26 protein-coding genes are annotated in these 27,000 nt (G+C 44.1%); 14 read left to right on the top strand and 12 right to left on the bottom strand.

Annotation, left to right across the window (positions count from 1 at the left end; genetic code table 11):
* Positions 1-334 precede the first annotated feature (334 nt).
* Together E5S67_RS13950 and E5S67_RS13955 are read left to right on the top strand one after the other, a co-directional pair.
* A complete protein-coding gene (locus E5S67_RS13950; protein WP_172188125.1) occupies positions 335-496 on the top strand; it encodes a hypothetical protein in 162 nt (53 codons plus the stop codon).
* A gap of 100 nt (positions 497-596) precedes the next feature.
* The gene (locus tag E5S67_RS13955; RefSeq protein ID WP_172188127.1) at positions 597-965 is read left to right on the top strand and encodes a hypothetical protein; all 369 of its coding nucleotides are present in this window, start codon (positions 597-599) and stop codon (positions 963-965) included.
* Between the two features lie 98 nt (positions 966-1,063).
* Here the strand turns inward: E5S67_RS13955 and E5S67_RS13960 are convergent, their stop codons facing one another.
* On the bottom strand, positions 1,064-2,137 hold the full coding sequence (locus tag E5S67_RS13960; protein WP_172188129.1) for a radical SAM protein: 1,074 nt from the start codon (positions 2,135-2,137) through the stop codon (positions 1,064-1,066).
* Between the two features lie 461 nt (positions 2,138-2,598).
* Between E5S67_RS13960 and E5S67_RS13965 the strand changes: the two genes are divergently transcribed.
* The 3 genes from E5S67_RS13965 (at position 2,599) to E5S67_RS13975 (ending at position 5,285) form a co-directional block, all read left to right on the top strand.
* A complete protein-coding gene (locus E5S67_RS13965; protein ID WP_172188131.1) occupies positions 2,599-3,381 on the top strand; it encodes an ABC transporter permease in 783 nt (260 codons plus the stop codon).
* 223 nt (positions 3,382-3,604) lie between these two features.
* Positions 3,605-4,468, top strand: a complete 864-nt coding sequence (locus E5S67_RS13970; RefSeq protein WP_172188133.1) for an aldo/keto reductase — start codon at positions 3,605-3,607, stop codon at positions 4,466-4,468.
* Positions 4,469-4,607: 139 nt separating this feature from the next.
* Positions 4,608-5,285 carry a GIY-YIG nuclease family protein gene (locus E5S67_RS13975; RefSeq protein ID WP_172188135.1) on the top strand — a complete coding sequence of 226 codons (678 nt, stop codon included), beginning with the start codon at positions 4,608-4,610 and terminating at the stop codon, positions 5,283-5,285.
* A 145-nt stretch (positions 5,286-5,430) separates the two neighbouring features.
* Here E5S67_RS13975 and E5S67_RS13980 read toward each other — a convergent pair whose 3' ends face one another.
* A complete protein-coding gene (locus E5S67_RS13980) occupies positions 5,431-6,279 on the bottom strand; it encodes a DUF3598 family protein (RefSeq protein ID WP_172188137.1) in 849 nt (282 codons plus the stop codon).
* A gap of 17 nt (positions 6,280-6,296) precedes the next feature.
* Between E5S67_RS13980 and E5S67_RS13985 the strand changes: the two genes are divergently transcribed.
* Positions 6,297-7,097, top strand: coding sequence for an SAM hydrolase/SAM-dependent halogenase family protein (locus tag E5S67_RS13985; RefSeq protein WP_172188139.1), 801 nt, complete (start codon positions 6,297-6,299; stop codon positions 7,095-7,097).
* Positions 7,098-7,113: 16 nt separating this feature from the next.
* Here E5S67_RS13985 and E5S67_RS13990 read toward each other — a convergent pair whose 3' ends face one another.
* The 4 genes from E5S67_RS13990 to aat all read right to left on the bottom strand — a co-directional run bounded on the left by E5S67_RS13990 (position 7,114) and on the right by aat (position 15,106).
* A complete protein-coding gene (locus E5S67_RS13990) occupies positions 7,114-8,010 on the bottom strand; it encodes an alpha/beta hydrolase (protein WP_246276783.1) in 897 nt (298 codons plus the stop codon).
* Positions 8,011-8,072: 62 nt separating this feature from the next.
* Entirely contained in the window at positions 8,073-10,631 is a 2,559-nt protein-coding gene (leuS, locus tag E5S67_RS13995; protein WP_172188141.1) for a leucine--tRNA ligase, read from the bottom strand.
* Between the two features lie 641 nt (positions 10,632-11,272).
* Positions 11,273-14,242, bottom strand: coding sequence for an NACHT domain-containing protein (locus E5S67_RS14000; RefSeq protein ID WP_172188143.1), 2,970 nt, complete (start codon positions 14,240-14,242; stop codon positions 11,273-11,275).
* Positions 14,243-14,509: 267 nt separating this feature from the next.
* The gene (gene aat / locus E5S67_RS14005; RefSeq protein ID WP_425487376.1) at positions 14,510-15,106 is read right to left on the bottom strand and encodes a leucyl/phenylalanyl-tRNA--protein transferase; all 597 of its coding nucleotides are present in this window, start codon (positions 15,104-15,106) and stop codon (positions 14,510-14,512) included.
* A gap of 46 nt (positions 15,107-15,152) precedes the next feature.
* Between aat and E5S67_RS14010 the strand changes: the two genes are divergently transcribed.
* Positions 15,153-15,482 (top strand): hypothetical protein, encoded by a 330-nt coding sequence (locus E5S67_RS14010; RefSeq protein WP_172188147.1) that lies wholly within the window; start codon positions 15,153-15,155, stop codon positions 15,480-15,482.
* A gap of 132 nt (positions 15,483-15,614) precedes the next feature.
* Here the strand turns inward: E5S67_RS14010 and rpsN are convergent, their stop codons facing one another.
* From rpsN to rseP, 6 genes are all read right to left on the bottom strand, one after another.
* Entirely contained in the window at positions 15,615-15,917 is a 303-nt protein-coding gene (rpsN, locus tag E5S67_RS14015; RefSeq protein WP_006633844.1) for a 30S ribosomal protein S14, read from the bottom strand.
* Between the two features lie 180 nt (positions 15,918-16,097).
* A complete protein-coding gene (locus tag E5S67_RS14020; protein ID WP_172188149.1) occupies positions 16,098-16,430 on the bottom strand; it encodes a type II toxin-antitoxin system RelE/ParE family toxin in 333 nt (110 codons plus the stop codon).
* Positions 16,430-16,681, bottom strand: a complete 252-nt coding sequence (locus E5S67_RS14025; protein WP_172188151.1) for a hypothetical protein — start codon at positions 16,679-16,681, stop codon at positions 16,430-16,432. The genes E5S67_RS14020 and E5S67_RS14025 overlap by 1 nt, the downstream gene beginning before the upstream one ends.
* A gap of 160 nt (positions 16,682-16,841) precedes the next feature.
* Positions 16,842-17,489, bottom strand: coding sequence for an endonuclease III (gene nth / locus E5S67_RS14030; RefSeq protein ID WP_172188153.1), 648 nt, complete (start codon positions 17,487-17,489; stop codon positions 16,842-16,844).
* Positions 17,490-17,510: 21 nt separating this feature from the next.
* Positions 17,511-18,248: a Uma2 family endonuclease gene (locus tag E5S67_RS14035; RefSeq protein WP_172188206.1), complete on the bottom strand. Its 738-nt coding sequence runs from the start codon at positions 18,246-18,248 to the stop codon at positions 17,511-17,513.
* A gap of 209 nt (positions 18,249-18,457) precedes the next feature.
* Complete coding sequence (gene rseP / locus E5S67_RS14040; protein WP_172188155.1) at positions 18,458-19,558, bottom strand: RIP metalloprotease RseP; 1,101 nt, start codon at positions 19,556-19,558, stop codon at positions 18,458-18,460.
* Positions 19,559-19,588: 30 nt separating this feature from the next.
* Here rseP and E5S67_RS14045 point away from each other — a divergent pair, with 30 nt between their 5' ends.
* The 7 genes from E5S67_RS14045 to E5S67_RS14070 all read left to right on the top strand — a co-directional run bounded on the left by E5S67_RS14045 (position 19,589) and on the right by E5S67_RS14070 (position 27,000).
* Positions 19,589-19,789: a hypothetical protein gene (locus E5S67_RS14045; protein WP_172188157.1), complete on the top strand. Its 201-nt coding sequence runs from the start codon at positions 19,589-19,591 to the stop codon at positions 19,787-19,789.
* A 9-nt stretch (positions 19,790-19,798) separates the two neighbouring features.
* A complete protein-coding gene (locus E5S67_RS14050) occupies positions 19,799-20,476 on the top strand; it encodes an ATP-dependent Zn protease (protein ID WP_172188159.1) in 678 nt (225 codons plus the stop codon).
* Between the two features lie 119 nt (positions 20,477-20,595).
* Positions 20,596-21,147 carry a hypothetical protein gene (locus tag E5S67_RS14055; protein ID WP_172188161.1) on the top strand — a complete coding sequence of 184 codons (552 nt, stop codon included), beginning with the start codon at positions 20,596-20,598 and terminating at the stop codon, positions 21,145-21,147.
* A 63-nt stretch (positions 21,148-21,210) separates the two neighbouring features.
* Entirely contained in the window at positions 21,211-21,450 is a 240-nt protein-coding gene (locus E5S67_RS33380; RefSeq protein ID WP_246276784.1) for a PDDEXK family nuclease, read from the top strand.
* A gap of 90 nt (positions 21,451-21,540) precedes the next feature.
* Positions 21,541-21,768, top strand: a complete 228-nt coding sequence (locus E5S67_RS33385) for a Uma2 family endonuclease (protein WP_339382867.1) — start codon at positions 21,541-21,543, stop codon at positions 21,766-21,768.
* A gap of 246 nt (positions 21,769-22,014) precedes the next feature.
* Positions 22,015-23,445 carry an MFS transporter gene (locus E5S67_RS14065; protein ID WP_172188163.1) on the top strand — a complete coding sequence of 477 codons (1,431 nt, stop codon included), beginning with the start codon at positions 22,015-22,017 and terminating at the stop codon, positions 23,443-23,445.
* 1,197 nt (positions 23,446-24,642) lie between these two features.
* Positions 24,643-27,000 (top strand): GumC family protein, encoded by a 2,358-nt coding sequence (locus E5S67_RS14070; RefSeq protein WP_172188165.1) that lies wholly within the window; start codon positions 24,643-24,645, stop codon positions 26,998-27,000.

A 27,000-nucleotide genomic window follows, 5' to 3' on the forward strand; every position in this document is an offset into this window, starting at 1 on the left:
TATTCTCGGATCTGACTCATATTTTTTAGGTAAACTTCCATTATAATGTAAGAGCGATCGACCAACTATTTCTTTTTGGGAGATGTCTAATTGATGCTGAAAGAACTCGTCTCAGAGCGGATTATAATGTCGATCCAAATATAACAGAAACCGATGCCGAACAACTGATATCGCGGACAGAATACTTTCTCAATTTTGCCCTAGCCAATATTGATTCGCTTCCTCCACAATCTCCTTAAAGGATAGAAAGTTTGTTTGCTGTGGGGAGGCAGATCGCAATACTGTTGATATTAATGCGGAAAATTATGTCGAAAGTTATGCTAAAATTAAACGTTTGTCCATTAAAGGCGACAATCTGGTGTTTTTGCAGAAGTTCCGGAGTTTGTGCGATCGCAAATATCAAAGTCAAATTGAAAAATACTTAAACTACCTGATTGCTAATCAAGATTTGTTGCAGCCAACAATATCCACAATTTGCGGGATGGTGGAAATCTAACAGGTGGAATTGAACCGGGAACAGGAAGAGAGGGAACAAATGGAAATCGACTCGAAGAACGAACGAAAACAAAGAGAAAAAGCGCGGCAAACTTGAGAATATGATCTTTTTTGTCGGAACTGCGATCGGCGGCGGACAAATCTTTTCAGCCAGCGATCCCCTAATCAAAGCTAAACCCATTAAATGGCAACCCGACTTTTTTCCTTCCGCTTCATCCCTTAACGGCAACGATTATCTGGAGTTTGCTTTTCGCTTAAATATTCGGCCTGCTGATACTGGGTATCCTGCCGCTGGCGAGAAAAATCTCCCCCAGAATCCTGCCGCTGGCAAGAAAAATATTGCCCAGGTAAAGCGGTGCGTGACAGTCAATAGTAAAGGGCTGCGGTGCAATGATTTTTCACCCTCACGCACCCTACGACTGATACAAAACATTGTATTGGTAGGGAAACGGCATTGCCGTGTTCTTTAGCAAAACCGAACCGGAATACAATTCATTAAACAAAAAAACCGGGTTTGCGATCGAACCCGGCTACCATGAACACAAGCAATATTAACAGCGATCAAAGTTCAGTTTTTTAATAACTTCATGCCCATTTTTACTTTGTCCAAAATCGTCTTTTGCGAAACACAAGTAATCAGACAAAGCTTGCCGCAATTCAAAGTATCGCGGCGGACTTCCTGAGCTTTTTCGCCGTACCAAATAGCGCGGGCGCTTTGGTCTTTCACATTCCCAATCACCGGAAACTCATCGCACAATTTCACATCGCCGCGCGTATCAATCCAGTAATTGCGCAGTCCAACGCGACAAGGACGAGTTGAATCTGGAGCTTTTTCTTCCGCGAAGTGAGGAATCATCAATCGCAACACTTCATCGCTGTTCATAATCGGAGCACCGTTGTTCTTCATTTCAATTAGGCGCTCGATTACTTGTGCAAATTCCTCCATGTCTTCTTTTTCAATCCACAATTCCTCGTATGTTTCTGGCGTCCAGCGGTTGACAGGTTGGAAGTTCACCGTCGTCGCCCCAATTCCCTGAGCCCAGGTGACTATTTCCGGGAGGTGGCGGAAATTGAGTCGGTTCATTGTCGGTTTGACGTTGATCGGAAACAGGACGTTCTGTTTTTCTTGTTCTTCGCGCAGATAACCGATTCCTTTAGAAAGCCGATCGAACAATCCCGGTTGACCCCGCAAATAATCGTGCAGTTCTGCATTCGGCCCGTCAACTGAAATATTCACATTAAAAGGACGAGCAGCGACAGTTTTGGCTGCGTTTTCCCTGGTCATGCAATAACCGTTGGTGGTGACACCGGCGTGGATGCCGTTTTTATTCGCAAAGGCCAGCAAGTCTAAAAAACCTTTTTTAATATAAGGTTCGCCGCCGCTAAAGTTGATGGAAAATTCGCCCACAAATTCTTTGACGCTCAAGAGGGCATTTTGCCATTGTTCGATCGTCATTTCGTCTTTATATTCTTTGAGCCGCCAATACTCGCACTGACGGCATTTAACATTGCAGCGCTCGTTGACAATCCCGTAAAAAGTGACTGGGCTTGTCACGTCGTATCCTGTATTGATCCGCAGCGATTCGGCTACTGCACTCTTGGTGTGCTTGACGCCCAGTCTGGATAATGTTAAAGCATCCATGTCTTTTTTTCCTTACGTGTTGTTAGTTAAGTAAATTTCTTGAACCCTCTTACGTACGTATAATTACGTACTTATCATGACGTATTCCTTTTGAGTACGTATGCACCATCCTAAGTGTTCCGTTTGGGTATGCCTAGATGTTTTTCAAATATTTATAATATTAAGACGTGTAATTTATTAGTATTCCTGATTGATTAAGCCATAGTTTTTGTTAAAACATGAATCAATCTTAATAATTGCCAAAATATATTGGCTTAAGATTGACTTAAATTAATAATTATTGTAATTTTTGTTTAAATTTAGTTAAATAACTTAATACTCAATGTCAGTAAAACTACTTAACTAAGCGGTCTAAATAATTTATTGTTATAGTGAAATGAGCAGCCGTACAGCAATTAATTTCACACAACCTTTACAATATGGGAATTTAAGTATTTACACGGCAAAAAATGGCGATAAACATGAGACGATATTTGCACGTACTGAAATTGTTCTGGGGTGCGGCGATCGCAGCGGAACTAGAATACCGAATCAACTTTGTCCTCGCGACCATCAGCAGCCTCGGAAATCTTGCTGGCAGCTTGTTTGGGCTATTTTTGTTCTATCGTACCGGCTACAGGTTTTCGGGCTATTCATGGGAAGAGGCTTTAGTTGTACTCGGCATTTTTACGCTTTTGCAGGGGTTTTCGTCAACCTTTCTCGAACCCAACCTCAGCCGTATTGTCGATCGAGTGCAGCAAGGTACTCTCGATTTCGTACTCCTCAAACCCATCAGTTCCCAATTCTGGCTGTCTGCAAACACAGTTTCCCCTTGGGGAATCCCAGATTTAATCTTCGGCGCCGTATTGCTGCTGTATGCTGCTAACAAGTTGGGAGTAGAAATCGGCAACTATTTTTTAACAGCAATACCGCTGTTATTCGGAACTATTACTCTTTACAGTATATGGTTTATGTTAGGTGCAACCAGCATTTGGTTTGTCAAAATTTACAACGTTACCGAAGTCCTCCAAGGATTGTTAGAAGCGGGTAGATTTCCAATGGCAGCTTATCCTGCAGCTTATCGATTTTTCTTCACTTTCGTAGTTCCCGTTGCCTTCTTGACTACTGTGCCTGCAGAAGCCATGCTGGGGAGAGGTGAAATTGTTTGGCTCGCAGGGGCCGGAATATTGGCGATCGGGCTGTTATTTTTCTCCCGCTACTTCTGGCAATTTGCACTCCGCTTTTACACCAGCGCTTCCAGCTAATTAAGTAGGTAGGTAAGCTGCTGCGCATCTAGATTGTCTATTATGTTTGAGAGGGAGAGGATTTGACACGTGGGGAATAGGGAATTGAAATATACATTTTAAAGGCAAAAGAGATTATCTAACAATTTTTTTTCTATTTACTTAGATAGTTAAATAAATGTAAAATTTTAACCTATCCTTGAAATGTAAACTGGAAATAAACCACGCAAACGAGGGCAAATAAATGAAAAGGAAACAACTGGGAAACAGTAATTTTACTATCAGCGCGATCGGTCTTGGAGGTATGCCAATGTCCTTAAGCAGCCGGCCGCCAGAATCGCAATCAATTGCGGTAATTCACCGAGCCCTCGATTTGGGTGTCACCCTAATTGACACCGCAGATTCCTACTGCCAAGATGAATCCGACAAACACCATAACGAACACTTGATTGCCAAAGCTTTGCAAGAGTACAGCGGAGATGTTAGGGCCGTTACTGTCGCCACTAAAGGCGGCTTAATGCGGCCTCAAGGTGCTTGGACGCGCAACGGCAACCCCCATCATTTACGCAAGACAATTCGCGAAAGTTTTGAAGCGTTGGGGGGCAAGGAACCGATCGACCTTTGGCAATATCACTCGCCAGATCCTGCTTATACCATCGAAGCAGCCCTAGCACCTGCAAAAGAAGCCGTAGAAGCAGGAATGATTCGATTTATTGGAGTTTCCAACTTTTCTGTAGAGCAGATCAAACGCGCCCGCGATACAGTAGAAATTGTCTCGGTTCAGAATCAGTACAATCCTTGGCACAGACAGCCAGAATCAGACGGCGTGCTGGAGTATTGCGAAACCGAAAAACTGACATTTTTTCCCTGGAGCCCTTTGGGAGGAAGCCGCCGCGTCACCAGCTTGCAAGATATGCCCGCGATCGCCAAATTAGCAGAAGAAAAAAACGTTTCAGTTTACTGTATAGTATTAGCTTGGTTGATAGCCCAATCGCCCTGCATCGTTCCGATTCCCGGTGCGACAAAAGTATCCAGTGTTGAGGACTCTGTGCGGGCGCTCGAAGTTAAATTGACTGACGAGGAATTGCAACAAATTGCCGTAAGTTAAGTATATAAGGGCAAAAAAAACAATAGAACAGGCAAGATGCCTGTTCCACGAGAACTTTATTGTGGGGTGGGTTGGAAAACCCGCCCTTGAAAGTGGGATTTAATGAGTAAAGTTGACATTTTTTGAGGAATTGGGTTTTATGGAAGCTAATCAAGTGAATGCCGATCGAGACGTAGCAATTGAACATCAAAATGTACCTGTCGCCCATGAAGGACTGCACAACTTTTTATACAGTTCCGACTCAGAACACAGCGCAGCAGCGACTATTTCTGAATTAGAAAATGACGGCACGCAAGTAATGTCGATCGATACATGGCGCGATTTGGCAACTAACGCGAAAGTCGCCGGCGTTTACGCTGTAATGGACATTTCCCGCCACACTCAGTATGTAGGTTATTCCAGAAATATCCTGCTTTCAATCAACGGTCACATCGCCCAAAATGGCGCAGAAAATTGTGCTTTCCTGCGCGTGCAAACTTTTAAATTCCCGAAGCGGGAAGAAATGGAAAGTTTGCGGGATACTTGGATAGCAGAAATTGGCAGCATTCCGCCTGGGAACGGTGCTGAAAGCGAAATGTGGGCGGCTACGGTAGGTCAAGCTGCGCGATCGGCAATGTCTGCAGAAGAACAAAAAGCTTATGAGGAAAAGAAGCTGAAATTGCGCAAAGCAATGGCAGATTCTAGTCTTACCAAAGAGTTAGAAACAGCCGGAAAAAGTGAGGGCGAACGCGCTAAGGATTTGGAAGCTGCTGTTAACAATGATGACTGGAGTGCCGTGATTCAATCGCAAACCCAGGAAACAAAATCCGGTTCCTAAATCTGAAAAATGTTTGTAGTGCTGATATCTTGTACTATTTTTAGAACGGGCATCTTGCCCACCCCACAATACATCAAGTTTATTGTGGGGTGGGCTTCTAGCCCGCCCAAAAGAATCAATCTTAATCATCAACAAGTGATCGGGATTAATGACTAATTTTTCGTTCTTTAATTAAAGTCAAACTTACCCATTCACCCCGCTCATTGTAACTGCGAATCATCCGAAAGCGCAAGTCAGGTTCTACCAACCAACCAGCCTCGAAAAATATAGGTTTTCTTAATTCAATCTTGAGAGGTAAAGTGCAAGAACCGCCGTCAGAAAGGAGCACAACTTTTACGGGGGAAGCACCTTCGTTAAAGTGCAGAACTGAACCGTCAATGCTGGCGCTAGAAGTGATAACAGTAGCATTACTGCCAAAAGTGATTTTGTTGACTAGGCGATCGCCACTTTCCAAATGCAATTGTAAATTGGTAGAATAGGAATCAGGATGACGATAATCTGGATAAATTGTCACCGCCTCGCCCTGCCATTCTCCCAGCAAATCGTCAACAGTTAAAGGCGGACGTTCGGGGACATTTTTATCAAGCTGTTTTTCCCGAATTAAGGTAAGGTTTGATAAATTGCCGTCGGTATTGTAGAGCTGAACGAAGCGCAACCGGCGATAATTGTAGATAAAACCAAACTCGGCACCGCACTCACAATAAGGCGCTAGTTGAATAGTTCCCTGACAAAAAGCTCCATTCTCAAAAAACAGGATATCTCGTCCTAAACTTTGATATTCTCGCACAAGTTCGCTCACTTCCGGTTCGCCGACACCGCTAGGATTTGGGGAAAAGCGACGGAGTTTCAATCGCACTGTTTTGTTGTTATTTAAACCTTCGAGAGAAATAATGCTAGGAGTATCTTGAAGTACCTCTCCTCGCGGCGATAGCTTAGTGAATGAACCGTGCCATTCTCCCAAGTTTTGCAGAAAGTTTTCCCATTGTGATACCATATTTTACCTTTCGATATATGTGTAAAAATAGAATTATAACTCTGCTTACGGATTTTGGATTAAGCGATGTTTATGTGGGAGTGATGAAAGGTGCGATCGCCCAAATTAACCCGCAGTTAAAAGTTATTGACATTACGCACCAAATACCATCTCAAAATATTGCGGCTGCGAGGTTTTGTTTGATGACTGCTTTTGCTTATTTTCCGCCGGAAACCGTACACGTTGCGGTCGTCGATCCGGGTGTGGGAAGCAAGAGACGCGGGGTTGCGATTAAATGTGCTAATTGCTTTTTTGTCGGGCCGGATAACGGGTTGTTTAGCGGGGTGTTGAGTCGGGAAAGTGCGATCGCCTCTGTCGAACTCACGAATTCTCAATACTGGCGCACACCTCAACCCAGCAGCACTTTTCACGGTCGCGATATTTTTGCAGCAGCGGGCGCTCACTTGGCGAACGGGGTGGCTTTGGAAGAGTTGGGGGAGGCGATCGACCCTGCAAGTTTAGTCGAGTTAGAGATACCAAATTGTGCCGTTACAGCCACAGGTATAGAAGGCAGCATCCAATATGTCGATCGCTTTGGCAACCTAATTACTAATATCCCCAATAATTGCATTATAGGTAACAATTGGTCATTGACAATTAGCAATAGTTCTGATGCAATTCGCATCCCCAGCGGTAAAACCTACAGCGACACCGAACCGGGCGATTTAATTGCCATAACTGGTTCTGACGGTTGGGTAGAAATTGCCGTTAATGGCGGCAGCGCTCAATCAGTATTGCAGCTAGAATTCGGAGATAAAGTACAAATAATTTACAGATAGAGAGCGTAATCGGCATTCATCTCATTCTAAATGTATCTGCAAAATCAACAAGAGTTTGGCGGTATTCGCTACTGTTAAAAAAAGCATCTCCATTATTGTGCTTAGCATTAGGAACAAGTAAAATTTTCTTAGGTTCAGGAGAAGCAGCATACAACTGTTTACTCATCGCAGCGGGAATTAAAGGGTCAGCAGTTCCGTGGGCGAACAAAACCGGAATTCGCAACAATTTAACCTTAGCAAAAGAATCAAAATTTTGCCTCAGCAGCAGCCGCACCGGAAAAAGCCGCATCAAACTGTAGTGTTCTATCATATTAAGCATTGAAGTGAACGAACTTTGAACAATTAATCCCGCAGCTTCCGGATGTGCGATCGCTAATTCCACAGCAACAGCACCTCCCATTGAATGACCGTACAAAAAGATTTCGCTGGGCGACAATTGCCGCTGTTTCACTAAATAATTATAAGCTGTTTCCGCATCTTCATATATCCGAGCTTCGCTGGGAAAGCTGCCTTGACTGCGGCCGTAACCCCGGTAATCAATTAGCAAAACCGAAAAACCCAATTGCCGAAAGCGGTAAGATTGATTGATATTCGCACCGATGTTCAAACCCCTGCCGTGCAGGTACAATAAAGTTCCTAATGATTGTCGGTTTGCCGCGGGCAGCCACCAACCGTGAAGTTTTTCAATTTTGTGCGATCGACTCTTAACTGGCAACCAAACTTCTTGGTAAGCGATGTTAAAAGCATCGGGTGTTTTGGCGATTGCAGGTGTTGGCTGAAATATCAAACGAGTTTGCAGAATAAACAAGAGTATACAGGAAGCAATGTAGGCGATCGCCCAAAGTTTTCCTAAACTGAATAGCCCTCTCAAAAAACTTTTTTTTGTCTTGTTTCGCTTGCTCATTTTTGGCATGGCTAATTCTTAACTGCAAGTATTAAAAACCCGGTTTCTTCAAGAAACCAGGTTTTTAGTTTTTATCCCGCTACCACGAAATTCACCAACTTTCCAGGCACTACAATTACCTTTTTAATCTCCTTACCTTCAAGGTGACGCTTGGCTAATTCCGACTCGCGAGCAAACTTTTCCAAAGCAGCTTTATCAGCACCAGAAGGCACTTGAATTGTGCCGCGAGTTTTGCCCATAACTTGAATAACCAGCGTAATTTCATCGGTAACTAATGCCGATGGATCGACAGTCGGCCAAGTTTGCGTATGCACCGATTCACTGTTACCAGTATTGTGCCACAATTCATCAGCAATATGCGGCGCAAAAGGCGCTAACAAGCGAATCAAAGTATTAATTCCTTCTGCATAAATTGGCGAATCTTTACATTTAGCATCATTCAAAGCATTGCTGAGTTTCATCATTTCAGAAACAGCAGTATTGAACTGATAATCGCCCTCCAAATCTTCGCTCACTGCCTTAATTGCAGTGTGAATCGCCCGCCGCAAATCCTTCTCAGGTTTACTTAATTCAGCATTCTCTCCTGCTTGAGCGGTGGTGGCAGGGACTCGTCCAGCAAACTCTGTAACCACGCGCCAAACCCGGTTTAAAAAGCGAAATTGCCCTTCCACATCAGCGTCGTCCCACTCCAAATCCTTCTCTGGCGGTGCTTTGAATAAAATAAACATCCGCGCCGTATCTACCCCATATTTGCCCATAACTTCTAAGGGGTCAACGCCGTTATATTTGGATTTCGACATCTTCTCGTAGAAGACTTCCAAAGCGGCGCCCGTATCAGGATCTTTTGGATTTTCAGGGTCTACATCAGCTGGGGGAAAGTATTTGCGAGTAACAGGATTTTTGTAGGTTATTGCTTGCACCATGCCTTGAGTTAACAGGCGTTTAAATGGTTCGTCGCAATCGATCAAACCCCGATCGCGCAAAACCTTGGTAAAGAACCGCGAATACAGTAAGTGCAAGATTGCGTGTTCGATGCCGCCCACATATTGGTCTACGGGCATCCAATCATTTGTCTTCGCCCTATCGAAGACTTGCTCTTTATTTTGAGCATCGGGGTAGCGCAAGAAATACCACGATGAATCGATAAAAGTATCCATCGTATCTGTTTCCCGCTTCGCCGGAGTGCCACAACTCGGACAAGGAACGTTTACCCATTCTTCCATCTTTGCCAAGGGCGAACCTTTGCCCGTAAATTCTACATTTTCCGGCAATAATACGGGCAAATCCGATTGGGGTACGGGTACTGTGCCGCAGGTGGGACAGTGAATTACGGGAATCGGAGCGCCCCAATAACGCTGTCTAGAAATTAGCCAATCTCTCAAACGATATTGCACTCGCGCTTTGCCACAACCTGCATCTTCGGCAGCTCTAATAATTGCTGCTTTGCCTTTCATTGAATCCATGCCGTTGAAGCTTTGGGAATTAATCATAATTCCTGGTTCGGTGTAAGCTTCCGTCAGCGGCATTTCATCATCATCTACAATTACTACTTTAATTGGCAGTTGATATTGATTGGCAAATTTGAAATCTCGCGTGTCGTGGGCGGGTACTCCCATGACTGCGCCGGTGCCGTATTCGTACAGCACATAATCGGCAATCCAAATGGGAATTTCTTCGCCGTTAAAAGGATTGATTGCTTTGCCGCCTGTGGGGATGCCGCGCTTTGGTTTATCTTCGGCTGTGCGATCGATCTCGCTTTGCAGTGCAACTTCTTTGATGAAGGTTTCTACGGCGGCTTTTCTGTCTTCGGTTGTCACGCGCTGAGTTAGTGGATGTTCCGGCGCTAAAACAAGGTAACTGACGCCGTAAACTGTATCGGGACGTGTGGTGAAAACGGCGATTTTTTCATCCATGCCGACAATCGGAAATTCCAAGTAAGCGCCGACTGATTTGCCGATCCAGTTGGCTTGCATTAATTTGACTCTTTCTGGCCAATCTGGCAATTTGTCTAAGTCGTTTAATAACTGTTCGGCATAATCGGTAATTTTGAGGAACCACTGCCGCAATAATTTGCGCTCGACTTTGGCACCGGAACGCCAGGAACGACCTTCGTTATCTACTTGTTCGTTTGCTAAGACTGTTTGATCGATCGGGTCCCAATTAACTGCCGCTTCTTTTTGATATGCTAATCCTGCTTCTAAAAATTGCAAGAAAATCCATTGAGTCCACCGATAATAATCGGGAGAACAAGTTGTAACTTCTTTTGTCCAATCAAAGGAAATGCCCAAACGCTGAAATAAGCCTTTCATTTGGGCAATGTTTTGATAAGTCCATTGTGCAGGCGGAATTCCTCGCTCGATGGCTGCATTTTCTGCGGGCAAACCAAAAGCGTCCCATCCCATCGGATTCAATACCCGATAACCTTGCATTCGCTTGAGTCTGGCAATTACATCGATGATTGTGTAGTTGCGGACGTGCCCCATGTGCAGGTTTCCCGACGGGTAGGGGAACATGGATAAGGCATAAAATTTAGGCTTTTGCGTATCTTCTGGCATCTGGTCTAAGTTTTGCTCAGCCCATGTCTGCTGCCATTTTTCTTCTATGGATTGGGGGTTATATCTGGAATCCACAACAATTGCTCCGTGCAGGGTTTAGTAATGTTTGCTTCAGTATTTTTACACATTCAAGGGGCTTCGATTCTGATTTTTCTGAGCTCCAAGGATTTTGGCTCAAATCTCTGTATTATATATTGTAGTATATGTAATTTTAGCTGGGGGGCGATCGACCAAATATCCCGGTTCGCCCTGAAAAGAATAAGACTTACGCACGGGTGGTCAGAAACCGGGTTTTTACCAGCATACTTCGTTACACTCGGCCCAACCGCAAAAAACCAGGTTTTTTTGGTTTTGATGCGTAAGTTTTAAAAGAATAAATAACCCCAATTCCCAGAAACCAGATTTCTGAGAGAAACCGGGTTTCTTAGCATTTATTCCGGCTTAAATGCTATCTGGCTCGCACAGCAATGTACCTTTCAATTTGTCATCGGGTCGGGGCGGGTTTACGAGATTATGGGTTTGAGGCAATTATTGTTGGTGAAACCCGCCCCTACATAGATATTGTTCAACCCGCCATTTATCATTGGTAATTGATAATTTTGTAGGGGCGGGTTTGACCAACCATCTATGTTTAAAACCCATAATCTCATAAACCCGGCCCCACCCAACGACTCCTAAAATTAGAAGAAATGGCGATCGGCGATCGAATATATCGCTCATTGGCGTTCTAATTTTGCCAATTCTTTCTGGGCAAATTTGCGTAATTTTTCGTCAGAATCGTTCTGAGCGCGATCGCGTACAAGTTCTAAAGTTTCAGGGCGATCGGGAGCGAGTTGAATAATAGCTGCAAGAGCTATTTGCCGGGGACTATCTTGCCACTGAGCCTCGCGTTCAAAGGGATCATTGATAGCAACATCCCACAATAACTCAAATAATTCTGGGTCATCTTTCCACCCCCGTGCTAATTGTTGTACTGCTGCCCGTCGCACATCCGAAGCATCGTCTGATTGAGCGCGTTGTTTGAGAATGGGTAAGGTTTCCGGGTCATCTTTCCACCCCCGTGCTATTTCTTGGACTGCTGCACTTTGCACATCCGAATCATCGTCAGATTGAGCGCGTTGTTTGAGCCAAGGTAAGGTTTCCGGGTCATCTTTCCACCCCCGTGCTATTTCTTGGACTGCTGCTTCTCGCACAGCCATATCATCGTCTGATTGAACCCGTTGTTTGAGGATAGGTAAGGTTTCCGGGTCATCTTTCCACCCCCGTGCTATTTCTTGGACTGCTGCTTGTCGCACAGCCCAACTATCGCCAGATTGAGCGCGTTGTTTGAGCCAAGGTAAGGTTTCCGGGTCATCTTTCCAAGTGGCTGCTACTGCTGCTACTGCTTGTCTGTGAATTTCATCAACTAGGATTTTATATTCTAAATGTGTAAAAGCAGTGATATTTTCGTATCGAGTTAACTCTTTAACTCGATCGCGCAACTTACTAGCAATAGCAGAAATATCATTTCTATTCTTGACTTCTGAAACACACTGCGCCGCCAAAAACAGATTGCTAAACTTTTCTGCTTCCCCATTTTCACCAATCAGATATTCCAGGATGTCACCTGTAAATTTAGCATCCAGCATTCCCGCCATTAAACGCAACACTTCATGCCAAGACTCATCTCGCCAGTGTTCCCGAAAAATTTGAATCAAACCATCTCTTCCAAACTTTCTTTCTTTTTCAAATTGCCGCACAAACTCCCAAGCACAAAAATATTCCAAAAACGTGCGATGGACAAAAGCAAAATAATCCTCATTGTATCCACCCAAGAAGCACAAGATAAAATTGCGATCGCGCAGTTGGTCTACCATCAACTTAGCACAAGCAGTTGCCCCAGTTCCCATCAAGCCGATCAATGAATCAGTAATAGTTTGCCGCAAATCCTCGCGACTAATAATATTTCCTAATTGTTTGCTACTAGACTGCATTGTGTAGGCGATTCGCCCGCAGATACTTTGTTTGACTTCTTCATCAATTACATAAGGGTCAAGTCTGTCATTATTTAGTTTTTCTTTCACTTCAAAGTCCCATTTATGCAGCAGCACTTTTGATGCTTCTTCATAGAGTTTAGCTCGAAAGCGCGGTAACTCCTGATTGCGATTGAGAATTGCCATCATTGTGAGCAACAGCGGATTTCCGGCTAATTCTTGAATTGAATTCGATGTCGCAATCGCTTGCTGCAAGCGTTCTAAAAGATCAGCTTTTTTCAATCGATCTATCAATGTCAAATCGTGCCACTTCTGGATAAAATCTTGAATCTGTTCCGGTTCAAAATCTTGCAGCATAAAGTGATGAAATTCGGCATTTTTCAGTCGCTGCTGCTGGTAGCCAATAACGCGAGAAGTGACGATGGTTTTCACTGTTGGATATTTTTGAGTGAAGCTATGAATTTGGTCAACAATTCGATTGCGTTTTTCCAACTCGAACACTTCATCTAGCCCGTCAAACATGACGACAGCGCGGCCATCTTCCAGCCATTCGTGCAGAATATTTTTGTCTAAATGGTCGATCCGACTAGAGTCGCACTCGATAAATTCTAGAAAATTAGCGCACTTTTTTTCATCTTGACTGCGATTGTATTTCCGCAATTCAATCAGTAAGTGAATCGGGTGCAATGACAATTCACTGGCAGATAATTTTGCCCACTGAAGCGCTAAATACTTTAACAGCGTAGATTTCCCAGAACCCGGATCGCCTAGAATTACTAGATAACGGTAAGTGACATCATCAATCACGTCGAGCACTGAGCGAGTTTGCTGTTGAGTGTAAGCTTTTTTGTAGCGTTCCAAATCTTCTGGACTTACTTCGGCGGCTATGTCCCCCCGTTCCCGCAATCGCTTTTGAATCTCCTTGGGCAATTCATAATCTTTCGGCAAATATTCCTGACACGATAGCGCGTTTTGGGGAATAAATATTTCTTTAATTGTCAGTTTTCCTTCGTATTCTCCAGACCTCTTATCTAAATTGTCTAAATTCAACGAATATTCATATAGTTCTCGCAGTCCTTGTTGATAACTTGCTAAGTTAAATTCAGCCGGAATCGGAGCAATTGTCGCGAGACTGCGCTCCATGCCGGCAAATTGATTTGTGTTTAAAATTTGTCGCAGTTCTGCATTTTGCTCGATAATTAATTTAACGCTTTTCAGATACTTTTCTGCGACTTGTTCCCAACTAAACGTATCGGGAAGCGAGGAAACCGGTTGCTCCTGTAAAAAATTAGCAGGTACAATCCGAGTGAAGGTGGGTAAATTCTGTCGCACCGGGTGTTGCAAGCGCAAATTTTGCCAGTGCTGAGCTAAAATACCAGTGTCTAAATATTTACAATTGCCTTGAAACGCAGTTCCCAAAACTTGCCTGACATCAGGTTGTTTGAGAAATTGGCGTAACGGTTGCAGGTATTGCTGGATCTGTTTTTTATCTAAGTGCGATCGCTCTAATTCCTGCTCAAACAATATAATAAAGGCTTTTAGGGCATCGCGAACAGCATTTTGAGCGAAAGGCTTTTTTGCAAGTCCTTCAACATCTTTAATACAACCTTTAAAAAAATCTTTAACGTAGTCGTCTAAAGCTGCTTTAGCCAAGTCTTGCAAAATAGGGCCGACCAATAACCAAACCAAACCCGCGCTGACTGGATCTATCATTGCTTTTTTCTCGATAGACTTGAATATTCAACATTATACCGAGGCTGAAAATTTTAGCTATGGGTAAGGACATGGCAAGGCCCATTAGTGTCAATTTAACAGTCTTTCGTTGAGTCCGGCAGTCCGGCAGGGAATGAATTCCCTGCCTCAAAGCTAAAGTCCTCTCAAGAGGACTGAAGAACTCATTTAGTCCTCATAGCGAGGACTTTAGCTAAAAGCCCCGTGGAATTCATTCCCTGGCGGCCTTTCGGTATTAGCTCAAAGCTTTCAAAATAGTGAGCAGCGGCGCTTTAAAGCTGCTTGCAAAAGAGTGTTGTACAGTTTTTCCTTAACAGTATAAGCGCCGAATCTTTCCAAGTGCGGATTGTTCATTTGAGCGTCGAAAAGTAGATAAGATCGATCGCGCAATCTCTCCACCAACTTCACCATCGCCACCTTAGAACCCTCGGGAATTCGGTAAAACATCGACTCCCCAATAAACGCACCGCCGATCGACAATCCTAAAATACCACCCGCCAATTCGTCGCCGCACCAAGTCTCGAAGCTGTAAGCCCAACCGGCCTCATACAAACCCCAGTAAATCTGTTTGAGTTCCCTAGAAATCCAAGTCGTTTCGCGATCGGCACAACCCTCAACTACCGCCCCAAAATCGCGGTTCACAGCCACCGAAAATCGATTTTGATTGATTTGGCGGCGCAGGGATTTCGGATAGGTAAATCTTTCATCCAGGGGAATCAGCGCCCGCTGACGGCTGGAATACCACCCCAAACTTTCCTCGCCGTCATTTGCCATCAAGAAGTAGCCTTGCGCATATCCTTGTATAATTGTCGGTATATCATATTGCATATATTTATCAGTTCTCATTTGTCAGTTAACTTTTCAAAGTCAACATTAGCAATTAGGAATAATCATGTCTGAAACCATCGAACCTATTACCTTACCGCCCGCCAAAAACCCCGAAGAAGAAGGCCAATGGCTCCAACAAACGCTGCTGGCATGGCTAGACTCCGAGTTTATCCCAGAAGCAGCCAACCAGCAAATAGCTAAAAGAGCTGCCCAAATCTATGTCCGCCAGCGCATGGAAGGCGAAAATGACTTGGGCAGCCTCGTAATTGCGATCGTCACCGAAATGCAGGCTTATGATTTTTCTAAAAGCTTCTACGGCGAATTTGCGATCGCCAATGCCGTCAGCGACTTGTTACTCGAAAGTCTCGGCATCGATAAATGCTGCGGTCAGTGAAGCAAGAAGGAGGAAAATTTAACTCATAAGTCTGAAACAAAAATCAACCCCAAACATAATCCTGCCGATTAATCGTGAGTTTTTTTCTTCTTTCTTCCTTCTTACTTCTCCCTTCTTCCTTCTTTCTTCGTGCTACCAGCTAGACTTCACAACACCGGGCAAAAGACCTTCGTGAGCCATTTCTCGCATCATGTTGCGAGACAGTCCGAAGTCACGATAGTAACCTCTGGGCCGTCCAGTTGCCCAGCAGCGGTTCCGCAAGCGAGTCCGCGAACTGCTGCGGGGTAGCTGTTGCAGTTGGCGGTGAATCGCCATTTTGTCCATCTGATTGTTAGCTTGGTCAAACTGGTCTTTCAGGTCTTCCCGCTTGTCGGCGTACTTGTCTACGAGTCTCTGGCGCTTTTTCTCGCGCTCGACCATGCTCTTTTTAGCCATAATCTGTTGATATCCTTAGATAAATCACAATCTACTATTTTACTATATTTTAGTCATTTTGGATGACTTTAGTTTGAAATATTTTTATTTACACACAACAACTTATCTCATTTGTAGGGTGCATCAGGTAATATTGTGCGATCGACAGTTGCTCTAATTCGAGCTGACGCACCCTAGGAACTACTCCTGGTTCTCGCCAAGAGTTTGTTGTGCAGCGTGTCGAATGTGGAGGATGCGAACTGCGGACACATCTTCACTTTCGGCAATAGTGAAAAGAATGCGGTATGAGTTGCGCCCTTTACCGTAAATTAACTGCCTAATTTCTTTACTGAAGTATTGATTCTCCCTGGCGATAGGACAGCGTTTTGGCATTGCCGATAAAGATTCGATCGCTTTCAACAATCCCTGATACCACTCCCTTGCTTTCTCTGGTGATGTCATCTGAGATAAGAGCAGGAATGCACTATCAGCTTGTGCTTCTGCAACGCTAGAAATTTCAATGATATATGTCATCAATTCGCTGGAAAATTGTACTTGGTGCGCTGTGATTTAGCAAATTCATCAAAAGAACGGAACCGTCCTAACTCAAAATCATTTAACCCCTCCTGAATACCCTCAATAGCTTCTTCAGAGTCTCGGGCTTCCCATTCTAATATCCGAGTTAGCAATTGGGCAGCAACAAGGCTAATATCTTGTCCTTCCCGATCGGCTTTTTCACGAAGTAGTGCCTCTATTTCTGGACTGAGGGAAATCGCAATACTCATATACTTACTTCCTTAGTATTAAGCTGTTGACAAGAATTATAGCAAACTCAAAAAACGAGCGACCGATCGAGTTCATTTATAAACTCTTCATTTCAGCAATTGTAAGGTGCGTCAGATTCTATATTTTAATGCTAGTTGCTAGCCTCGGCACTGACGCACCCTACGAAATATTAGCAGAAGGACACAAATCTGCAAGTTCGCAAATATTGCAAACCGGATTTCTCGCATTACAAACTGCCCTGCCGTGATAAACCAACCGAATCGACCAATTTTCCCAATCCGGCTGCGGCAACAATACCATCAAATCCCGCTCGATCCTTGTAGGATCGGTATGTTCGGTCAATCCCAACCGCTGAGTCAAACGTTTGACGTGAGTGTCTACGGTCACGCCCATATTAATACCAAAAGCGTGGGCGAGAACGACATTAGCGGTTTTGCGGGCAACTCCGGGCAATTCTAGCAGCAGTTCCATCCGCTGCGGTACTTGATTGTTGAATTTATTGACGATCGCCTGACAAGCACCTTTAATATTTTTAGACTTATTCCGGTAGAAACCAGTCGAGCGCACGAGACTTTCGAGTTCTTCTAAATCAGCATTTGCCAAAGCCACCGCATCGGGAAAACGCTCAAACAAAGCCGGCGTTACCAGATTTACTCGATCGTCCGTACACTGAGCCGAGAGAATCGTCGCCACCAGCAACTGCACGGGAGTTTCGTAGTTGAGAGTACAAGGAGCTTCTGGATAGAGGCGTTTGAGGCGAATCAGAATTTCGAGCGATCGTTGTTTTAAACTTAACTTTTTAGTCATTAGTCATTAGTCATTAGTCATTTACAAAATATTGGGGTCGATTCCCAATTCGCGGAGTCGAGCTTCTAAAGCTTCCGATCGCGATCGTTGTTGTTCCAGCAAAGATTCTGCTTGCTCGGCCCTTTGCCGTTCTTGTTCGGCCCTTTGCTGTTCTTGTTCAGCTCTTGATTCTGCTTGCTCTCGCAGTTGAGCGAGTTCGACAAAACTTACAAATGGCGATCCGTTAGGCCCGAATATTTGTAGTTCGGTTTCTGATAGTTGAAACCGCACTCCTAGTCTGGGACTTACCCAACCGTCCGCCGATTCTACAGCTTCTAATTCTTGGTCTCGACGCTGCCATATAGTTAAATCCACTTGTTCAGGGTTGTACAAGTAATATTCTTCCACGCCGTAGCGTTCGTAAAATTTGAATTTTTGAATCATCGGAGTTAGACGGTTTCCCGGCGACAAAATTTCAAACACGACTTGCGGCGGAATGTTATCTTCGTTCCACTGTTGGTAGGAACCTCGATATCTTTTCGGTCTGCCAAAAGCTACCAGCACATCTGGTGCTTGAGCAAGTTTATTATTTCCTTCTACTGGATACCACAGTAAGTTACCCGCCACAAAAACATCAGCAACGCTCGCAAATAAAAGTTCTAAATTTTCTTTAATCCAGACGATCAATCGAAACTGTTCGGTATTATCTGACATGGGCTCTCCGTTGTCATCTGGGTAGACGATTTTTGATTTCTCGGGAGATTGCAGTTGTGTAATCATTGCTTTTTTCCCCAAATTTAATAATCGAATATTAGTCATTAGTCAAAATTGCTGTAATGACTAATGATTGTTAATTTTTAACTGTTGACTAATCTTATAGGTTATTAGTGGCAACCAACAAATAACAAATAACTAATAACCAATAATCAATAATCAATAATCAATAACAACCAACTACTGACTACTGACTACTGACTACTGACTACTGACTATTGTTGCCGAAGATTGCCCATCAAATCGAACCCAGCCAAATTAGCTGTATCCCGAATAATCAAGAAAATTCCCAAACCCAGCAACAGCATCAAACCAGTCTGCATAACATTTTCCTGAATGCGGTTCGGCAGAGGCTTGCCGCGCAGTCCTTCTATCAACAGAAAAGCTAGCTGACCGCCGTCTAAAGCAGGTAAAGGCAAGATATTAATCACAGCCAAATTGATGCTAATTAGCACAGCATACTGAAACAAACTCGCAGCATCCGATTTGGCAATCCCTGCACCAATAGCCACAATCGCCACAGGCCCGGACAACTTGTCGGCAGTCTGGCTGAAATTGCTAAGTAACTGCCCGAAACCTTGAACCGTCAGCACCACAATCCGCTCAAATTCTTTGGCGGCCTTGCTAAACGCCTCTACAATTCCTGCCCTCTGCCGCACGACAGTGCCGTTAGAAGTTAGCTGCACGCCAATGCGACCTTTGCCGTCGGGCGACTGTTCGGGAGTTACTGTCACCACAAATTTTTGTTCTTGGCGCTGAATTTCCAACGCTAGGGGTTGGTTGGGATGATCTTGGATTGCTGCGACCAATAATTTGATTGCTTCGCGGGAAGCGCCCAATTCCTTGCCGTCAACAGACAGAACAACGTCGCCCGATCGAATTCCGGCTTGTTTCGCGGCAGAACTGACTTCCGCGGCGACTTCCGGCACTTTAACTCCCGGTAAGTAGTTCATTTCTGCAGCGCCGACAGTGCCCAATTGCACCACCAACAGGAAGTAAGCAAAAATCAAGTTGGCAATTACCCCTGCACTAATGACGATCGCCCGATCGAGCACGGGGCGATTTTTGAGCAAATTCGGGTCATTTGGGGGAATTGTACTGTCTGGATCGTCGTCTGGGAAACCCACGAAACCTCCCAGGGGAAAGGCGCGGAGGGCATATTCTGTTTCCGGGCCTTGGTACTTCCAGAGGATGGGCCCGAAACCGATAGAGAAGCGGTTGACGTGGATGTGTTGAAGTCTCGCCGCCAGGAAGTGGCCGAGTTCGTGAACGACAATCAAGATACCTAAAACTGCGATCGCTGCCAAAACTGACATGAAGGATTCCACTAACACTTTTACTGGACTTTGATTTATTTTAATATCTTTTTAATATCGCTGGCTTCGGAGCGACAATTTTCAGTCAAACTGGAAGATGGAGTTTTTGTCGGAAGTCCCGGGCGCTGCGATCGAACCGATGCTGCCAAACCGATCGCGCGATCGTACCTGAGTTTACCTCATTACCAATTCCTCATTAGCAATTCCCCATTACCAATTCCCCATTACTAATTCCCCATTATGAAAGACACTTCTTTGAATATTATCGCTATTTCTATCTTTGCCATCACCGTTTCAATATTGTTGGGCCCCGCATTCAACTTGCCAGAAGCCGTACCTGCGATCGCCACTTTTTGCCTGTTGGGGCTAGCTACTCTCGATAGTTTCCAGTGGCAAGGTCAAGGCGGTACCATTTTATTAGATTGGCTGGGGGGAACTTCCAAACAAAAGCGCGATCGTATCCTTCACCACGAAGCCGGACACTTCCTAGTCGCGCACCTCTTGGGAATTCCTGTAACCAGCTACGCCCTCAGCGCTTGGGAAGCATTTAAACAAGGCCAAACAGCTCAAGGCGGCGTCCGATTTGAAGACGAACAATTAGCATCTCAACTTCAAAGCGGCAACCTTTCCGCCCAACTTTTAGACCAATACTGCACCGTGTGGATGGCCGGAATAGTCGCCGAAAAATTTGTTTACGGCAGCGCACAAGGAGGATCAGAAGACCGTACAAAAATTAGCGCAATTTTAACACAACTGCGCCGTCCCAGTTCAGAAATTCAACTCAAACAAAACTGGGGTTCGCTGCGAGCAAAAAACCTGATTGAAAGCCACAAATCAGCTTACGAAGCCCTAGTCGCAGCAATGGAAAAAAGAGCAACCGTCGCCGAATGCTGCGACATTATCCAGCAAAATTTATAAACAAAAACTACGCATTCTTGCCTTTCTAAACCCGGTTTATTTATAAATTTCTCACTAAAACCCATATTTTGCGTAAAAACCGGGTTTTTCTGCATAAATTTTATAGGGATTAAAAATTCATGTCAGAACCAAAAAATGCTGCAACAACACTGAAAACAGCGAACCAAAATACAGAAAAATTGCTGTGGCTGTTCGGTTTCCGCATTGACCCCGACACCGAAGTACCAAATCTATATACTCTAATTGTCTACGGAGAACAAGAGCCGCCTTTAGTAGCCGGCGGTCAACTTGTATTTTTTACCCGTCCAGAACTAGCGATTAACGCTCTCCAATTGTGCAATATCGATGTCAGCAAACTGGGAAAGCCACCCACACAAATAGATGCTATTTGTGACATTGCAGAAACGCTGTACTTGCTCGATGCAGAAGATATGGACGAATCAGGGACTATTCTTAACTGTTTGAACGCGCTGTTAAATTTAGTTAAAGCCACATTAACACCGATGCCCACAGAGTACAAGCCCGTGCTTTATGCTTTTGCAGACCACCTAAACATTGATGAAGAGTTTGCGAGTTTTTTAGCTGAAGAGGACATCCAGCGTTCGGAGATAGTCAATGCTATTTTGTGGTGTGTGGGAGCAATTACAGCAAAATCTAGATTGCTGACATAGCAATTTAATATAAAACTAGAATGTGCATCGATAATAAATATTATCGCCAAAGGAAATTGTGCCATGACTGTAACAGATTTACGCTTGTGGACTGTAGACGAATACCGCCGTATGACCGAAACTGGCATTTTATATCGCGATGAACGAGTCGAATTAATTGACGGGCAAATTATCTCAATAAGTGCAACAAATCCTCGCCACGCAGCAACTAACCTCTGTGCAGCGGACTATCTGAGAAATCTGCTGGCAGGACTTGCTTTAATTCGCATCCAAGACCCGATCGCTCTAAGTGATAATTCATAACCAGAACTGGATATTGCTGTAGTGCAAATCGACCCCCGGCTGTACCAAGATTTTCATCCCGCACCCGCCAACATTTTCTTATTAGCATAAATAGCTGATACCACTTTAGAAACAGACTGTAAGCGAAAAGCACCGGCTTATGCTAAGGCGAGAATTCCTGATTATTGGATACTTGATGTTAACACGGGGCAAGTTTATGTTTTTCGCGAACCGGTGGGGGGAAATTACAGGCAAGAAACTATATTTAATGAAGATGAAATTTTATCAATGCTGGCATTTCCAGAAATAGAAGTTCAGGTAGGGCGATTGTTTCCTTAACGTACAGTCTTGAACGCATGGGGGCTAGAAACCCGGTTTCTACGAATAATTTCCGAACAGCAACGAGAAATCTACGAAGAAACCGGGTTTCTGAGGTCTGGGTGCATAAGTCCAATTATCAATTACCAATTACCCATTCTTCAGAATAATCCCGATCGCTACAAAAAACTTAGTATCAGGGCGTAGCGCGAGTTATACTCCTACTGGAAAGACTGTGACTGCAAAAACATCCCGAAATCAAAGTTTATGAGCAACACTTCCCCGCCTCAACCAGCCGCCATCAGCCCCGTAACACAAAAACTCAGTTTCTCAACAAAATTAGCTTACGGTGCCGGCGACCTCGGCCCGGCAATTACCGCTAATGTTTTGGGATTTTACCTCCTAGTTTTCTTTACCAATGTCGCTGGTTTACCTGCCGGCTTAGCCAGCAATATTTTGGTAGTTGGCAAGGTTTGGGATGCCATAAATGACCCGATTGTGGGGGTTTTGAGCGATCGCACTTCTCACCCTTGGGGCCGCCGATATCCTTGGATAATATATGGTGGCATTCCCTTCGGCATATTCTTCTTATTGCAGTGGATTGTACCTAGCACGGATCACACAGTGTTATTTTGGTACTATGTTGCAATCAGCATTTTGTTCAACACCGCCTACACGGCTGTCAATCTTCCCTACACTGCCCTGACTCCAGAACTTACTCAAGACTACAACGAACGCACTAGCCTTAATAGTTTTCGGTTTGCTTTCTCAATTGGCGGCAGCATCTTTTCATTAATTTTAGCTCTAATTATCTTTGCTGTATTTCCCAACAACCCGAATCAACAATATTTATTATTAGGTGCCATCTCTGGAGTTATCTCTGTCTTGCCTTTGTACTGGTGCGTTTTGGGAACTCGCAAGCACGTCGCAGCCCAACTATTAGAAAACGCAGAACTAGATAATTCTACATCCTTGCCACTGAAAGAACAGTTGCAGATTGCATTTAGCAATCGCCCTTTTTTGTACGTGATTGGGATTTATCTTTTTTCTTGGCTGGGAGTGCAGTTGACTGGTACTATTATTCCCTACTTTGTTGTTAACTGGATGCAACAGCCACAGTACGTTTTTAGCTTGGTTGCGATCGCAGTTCAAGGCACTGCATTAATCATGCTATTTGTTTGGAGTAAAGTCAGCGAGAGATACGGCAAAAAAGCCGTATATTTTATGGGCATGAGTTTGTGGATTATTGCCCAAGCTGGACTTTTTTTCCTCCAACCAGGACAAGTATTGCAGATGTACTTATTAGCAGTCATGGCAGGTGTCGGAGTTTCCACGGCTTATCTAATACCTTGGTCGATGATACCGGATGTGATCGAACTCGACGAACTGCAAACAGGAGAAAGACGCGAAGGCATTTTCTATTCGTTTATGGTACTGCTGCAAAAAATCGGATTGGCAGGGGGTTTGTGGTTGGTAGGCCAAGCATTAGAAAGAGCTGGATTTCTATCTACAGTTCCCGGACAGCCAGCACCCGTACAGCCAGAGTCTGCACTGTTTGCGATTCGAGTTGCGATCGGGCCGCTGCCCACAATTGCTTTAATTGCTGGCATGATTCTCACATATTTTTATCCGATTACTCGCGAAGTTCATGCAGAAATCTTGTTGAAACTCCGAGAAAAAAAAGCACACAATCAGTAAGCTTTAATCAGTAATGGGTAATTAGTCAACTCCCAAACTAACAACTACAAACAGCTAATCCGGACATCTATAGCAATCCTCCCATCACTGGCGAACTCTTTCTCTGCTCCTCTATTCTCTTATTTTACGGATTTGTCATCAGCCTCTTTCATCGATTCCTTCAATAAAAAACCGTGGCGCGTTTCGCGAAAGAATTGCTATAGCTTACTCGGATGGCGAATCTAGCAACCGCGCCCGACGGTTAGGACGTTTTTAATTACTGAAATCCTTGCTTTTGTTGGTTCTGGCTTCTTTCTTCAACATCCATCGGTTATATCTGTTAAATCCCAAGAAATCTAATCCGTTGCCGAATTTCCTTCTTCCTTCTGCTAGAAAAGCGATAGTTTTAGTAATAGCCCAGGAACCCAGAAACCTAGTTTTTCTCCGAAAAAACCTAAGATTGCGGAACACCATCAGCCGCGGTAGAAAGACCCAAAACGCTTGAGTTGTTCGAGATGTCGATCGAGTTTGAGATCGCATATTATTAAATTTTATGTCGGTCGCGGACTTTTGAGATAAATTTGTGATATTATGGGGGAGGTGAGGAATTATATAGACTTAAGCAGTCCTCCAGCTCCTCAAAAAGTTTATAATTAAAAGAAGAGACAGATTTTTATCGGAAATTGATTCGATTAGTTGCCGTTCCAAAAATCTGCTGAATGCTGCTAATTATATCTACATGAAAAATGGAAAATTTTTTAGCCAGTGAGTTAGCGAATAAGTTAACCGGTGCTGCTGTCGCTGTAGGCGAACACAAAAATGGCATAGATGACTAGGCAACCGGCGCAACCTCTGGCTGAGGTGTTACGGTCAATTGTAAAAGTTTGGTAAAGTTATTGCGCCCCTGCGGCGAAGCTGAGCGACACCAGAAAAAGTTTGCTTCGCCCCCCCGAAACCCTAAATAGATGCACAATGCAGCCGACCGAAATGCAGTCGGATACAACTCTCAAGCATTTGTAAAAAAACTTTTGCAGCCGGCAAAGCATAGGGATTTAGTTATTTTTGTATATTATGTGAAAGTAGTGAGAACTATTAGAAGGAAGTGGGCTCGACCAAGCAAGAATCTCCTGTGATATCCTTAAGCCAATGCTCAAAGTATCAACCAAAAGGCTTGCAGAACAAAGCTGATTTTACCAACAAAATTTTAAAGAGGTCTACATGGAAAGAGAACAGGACGCTCATATCGTACCCATTAGCAACCAGAGCCGACAGGTGCAGCAATTTTCCGTTGAGGAGGGAGAAGAATTAAGCGCGCAGCCTCAGAAAGGATTGAATCTAAAGCCGTTGTTGAGGACTTTTCAGCGAAAAGCCCTAATCATTATTGGGATTATAGGTCTAGTAGGCGGTGGAGTTACTTATCAGATCAAGGGAAGTAAGCAAACATATCAAGGCGATTTTCGGATGCTAGTGGAACCCGTGACAACGGAGGCAAGAATTGCTGACCCCGCTGCCCTAGCCAATCGCGGCGAGGGGGGGGCAGTGCCTAGTCGAGAATTTTTTAGTTTGGACTACGCAACTCAACTTCAAATTCTCCAGAGTCCTCAGATGCTGTCGGCTATTGTTAAACAAGTCCAAAAACGATATCCACAATTTACCGAGGCCATTCTTCAAAAGAATTTACTCGTTTTGCGGATGGGAGAAGATGAGATGACGCTCACTAAAATTTTGGAAGTTCGCTTCATGGGGACTGATCCTCAATTAGTTGAGTTCGTTTTACAAGAAATTAAAAAGAAATATTTAAAATATAGTCTTGACGAACGCAAGACTCGCATTGGTGAAGGTGTTAATTTTATTGAAGACCAGCTTCCGGGACTCAATAAGCGCGTAAATGACCTGAAGTCGGACTTACAGGTGATACAGCAGCAACAAAAGATTACCGATCCTAAAGAACAAGGGGCGCAATTGATCCAGCAAATTCGCACCGTAGAAACTTTAGAGTTAGAAACTCAAAGGCTGCTGCAGGAACAGAAAACGCTGTACGCGAACTTGCAAAAACAATTAGATTTTACACCAAATGAAGCTATTGCTGCTTCAGCTTTAAGCGAAGAACCTCAATATAAAGAGTTGCTGACCAAGGTTAAGGAAGTAGAAGGTCAGATTGCTGTAGAAACAGCTCGTTTTAAATCGGCTAACCCTATAGTAGAAGCTTTAGAGCGCAAGCGGACAAATTTAGTAGCTTTGCTCAACCAGCAAACTGACCGAATTTTGGGGCAAAATTTAGTAGGAAGCCAAGCCAATTCTAAAGTTCAGAATTTTCAAAATTCGATTCGCATAGGCTTGATTAAACAATTGGTTGATACTGCCAACCAAGTTCAAGTCTTAGAAGCTCGCAGTCAGGCGATCGCCCAAACTAAAAACGATTTGAGCCGACAAGCCAGAGAATTTCCCAGTATAGCCCGCCGCTACAACGAACTGCAACAGCAATTAGACATCGCCGCCCGCACCCGCGATCAACTTTTAAGTCAGCGGGAAAGTCTGCGCATCCAAGCAGCTCAAAGCCAAGTACCTTGGGAAATAATTTCTGAACCCCGGATACCGCGAGATATTAAGGGCAAGCTGATTCCAGTTGCATCAAAAAATAAAAACAAATTTATGATGGCAGTGATTGGGGGGCTAGTGTTGGGTCTGGGATCTGCTATCCTCATTGAAAAAATCCGCAATATTTTCTACAGTGTTGATGACGTTAAAGATGGGGTGGAAGCACCTTTATTGGGAGCAATTCCTCTTGACAAAAATGCTAAAAAATTTCCGCCTTCTATTGCTAATGCCTATGCTTATCTTGAAGGAAAAGAGGGTAATAAGAAAAATGCTTCGGAATTTATAGAAGCTTTTGACTCTCTTTATACTAATATCCGCTTTCTTTCTTCAAATCGAACGATTAGCTCTTTGGCAGTTGGTTCAGCTACAGTTGGCGAAGGCAAATCTACCGTTGCTTTAAACTTAGCTCACGTGGCAGCGCTGGCGGGTCAGCGCGTGCTGTTAGTAGACGCGAATTTGCATTCGCCCAGCCTGCACTTGTTGTTGGAACTGCCTAATCTTAAGGGATTGAGCAACTTGCTGGACAATAAAAATGAACCAAATGAAATTATCCAGCGATCGCATCTAGCAGATAATCTTTTTGTATTAACAGCCGGTCTCCCTATTCCCGGTACTGCCAGACGCCTTGCCTCATCTCAGATGCAGTATTTAATGGAAGAACTTCAGGCAACATTTGACTTAGTGATCTACGATACGCCGCCGCTCGTTGACAGTAAAGATGCGAATTTTTTAGCCGCGCGCACCGATGGAATACTGATGGTTATAGCAATTCGCCAAGTCAACTTTTCTGTAGTCCAAAAAGTTTTCAGTCAATTAGAAAATTTTGGCATACCCTGCTTGGGTACAGTTGCGAATCATGCCACCAAAGGCAAGAAGTATCAACCATCTAAATCATCAGTTGTTGAAGAGAAAAATGAATATTTGAATTTTTCACCAGCACCGTCTGGCATCCGCAAACTAGCTTCCAAAAAAGAGTGA

Origin of the sequence: Microcoleus asticus IPMA8 (assembly GCF_013179805.1) — a bacterium.
GTDB classification, from domain to species: domain Bacteria; phylum Cyanobacteriota; class Cyanobacteriia; order Cyanobacteriales; family Microcoleaceae; genus Microcoleus; species Microcoleus asticus.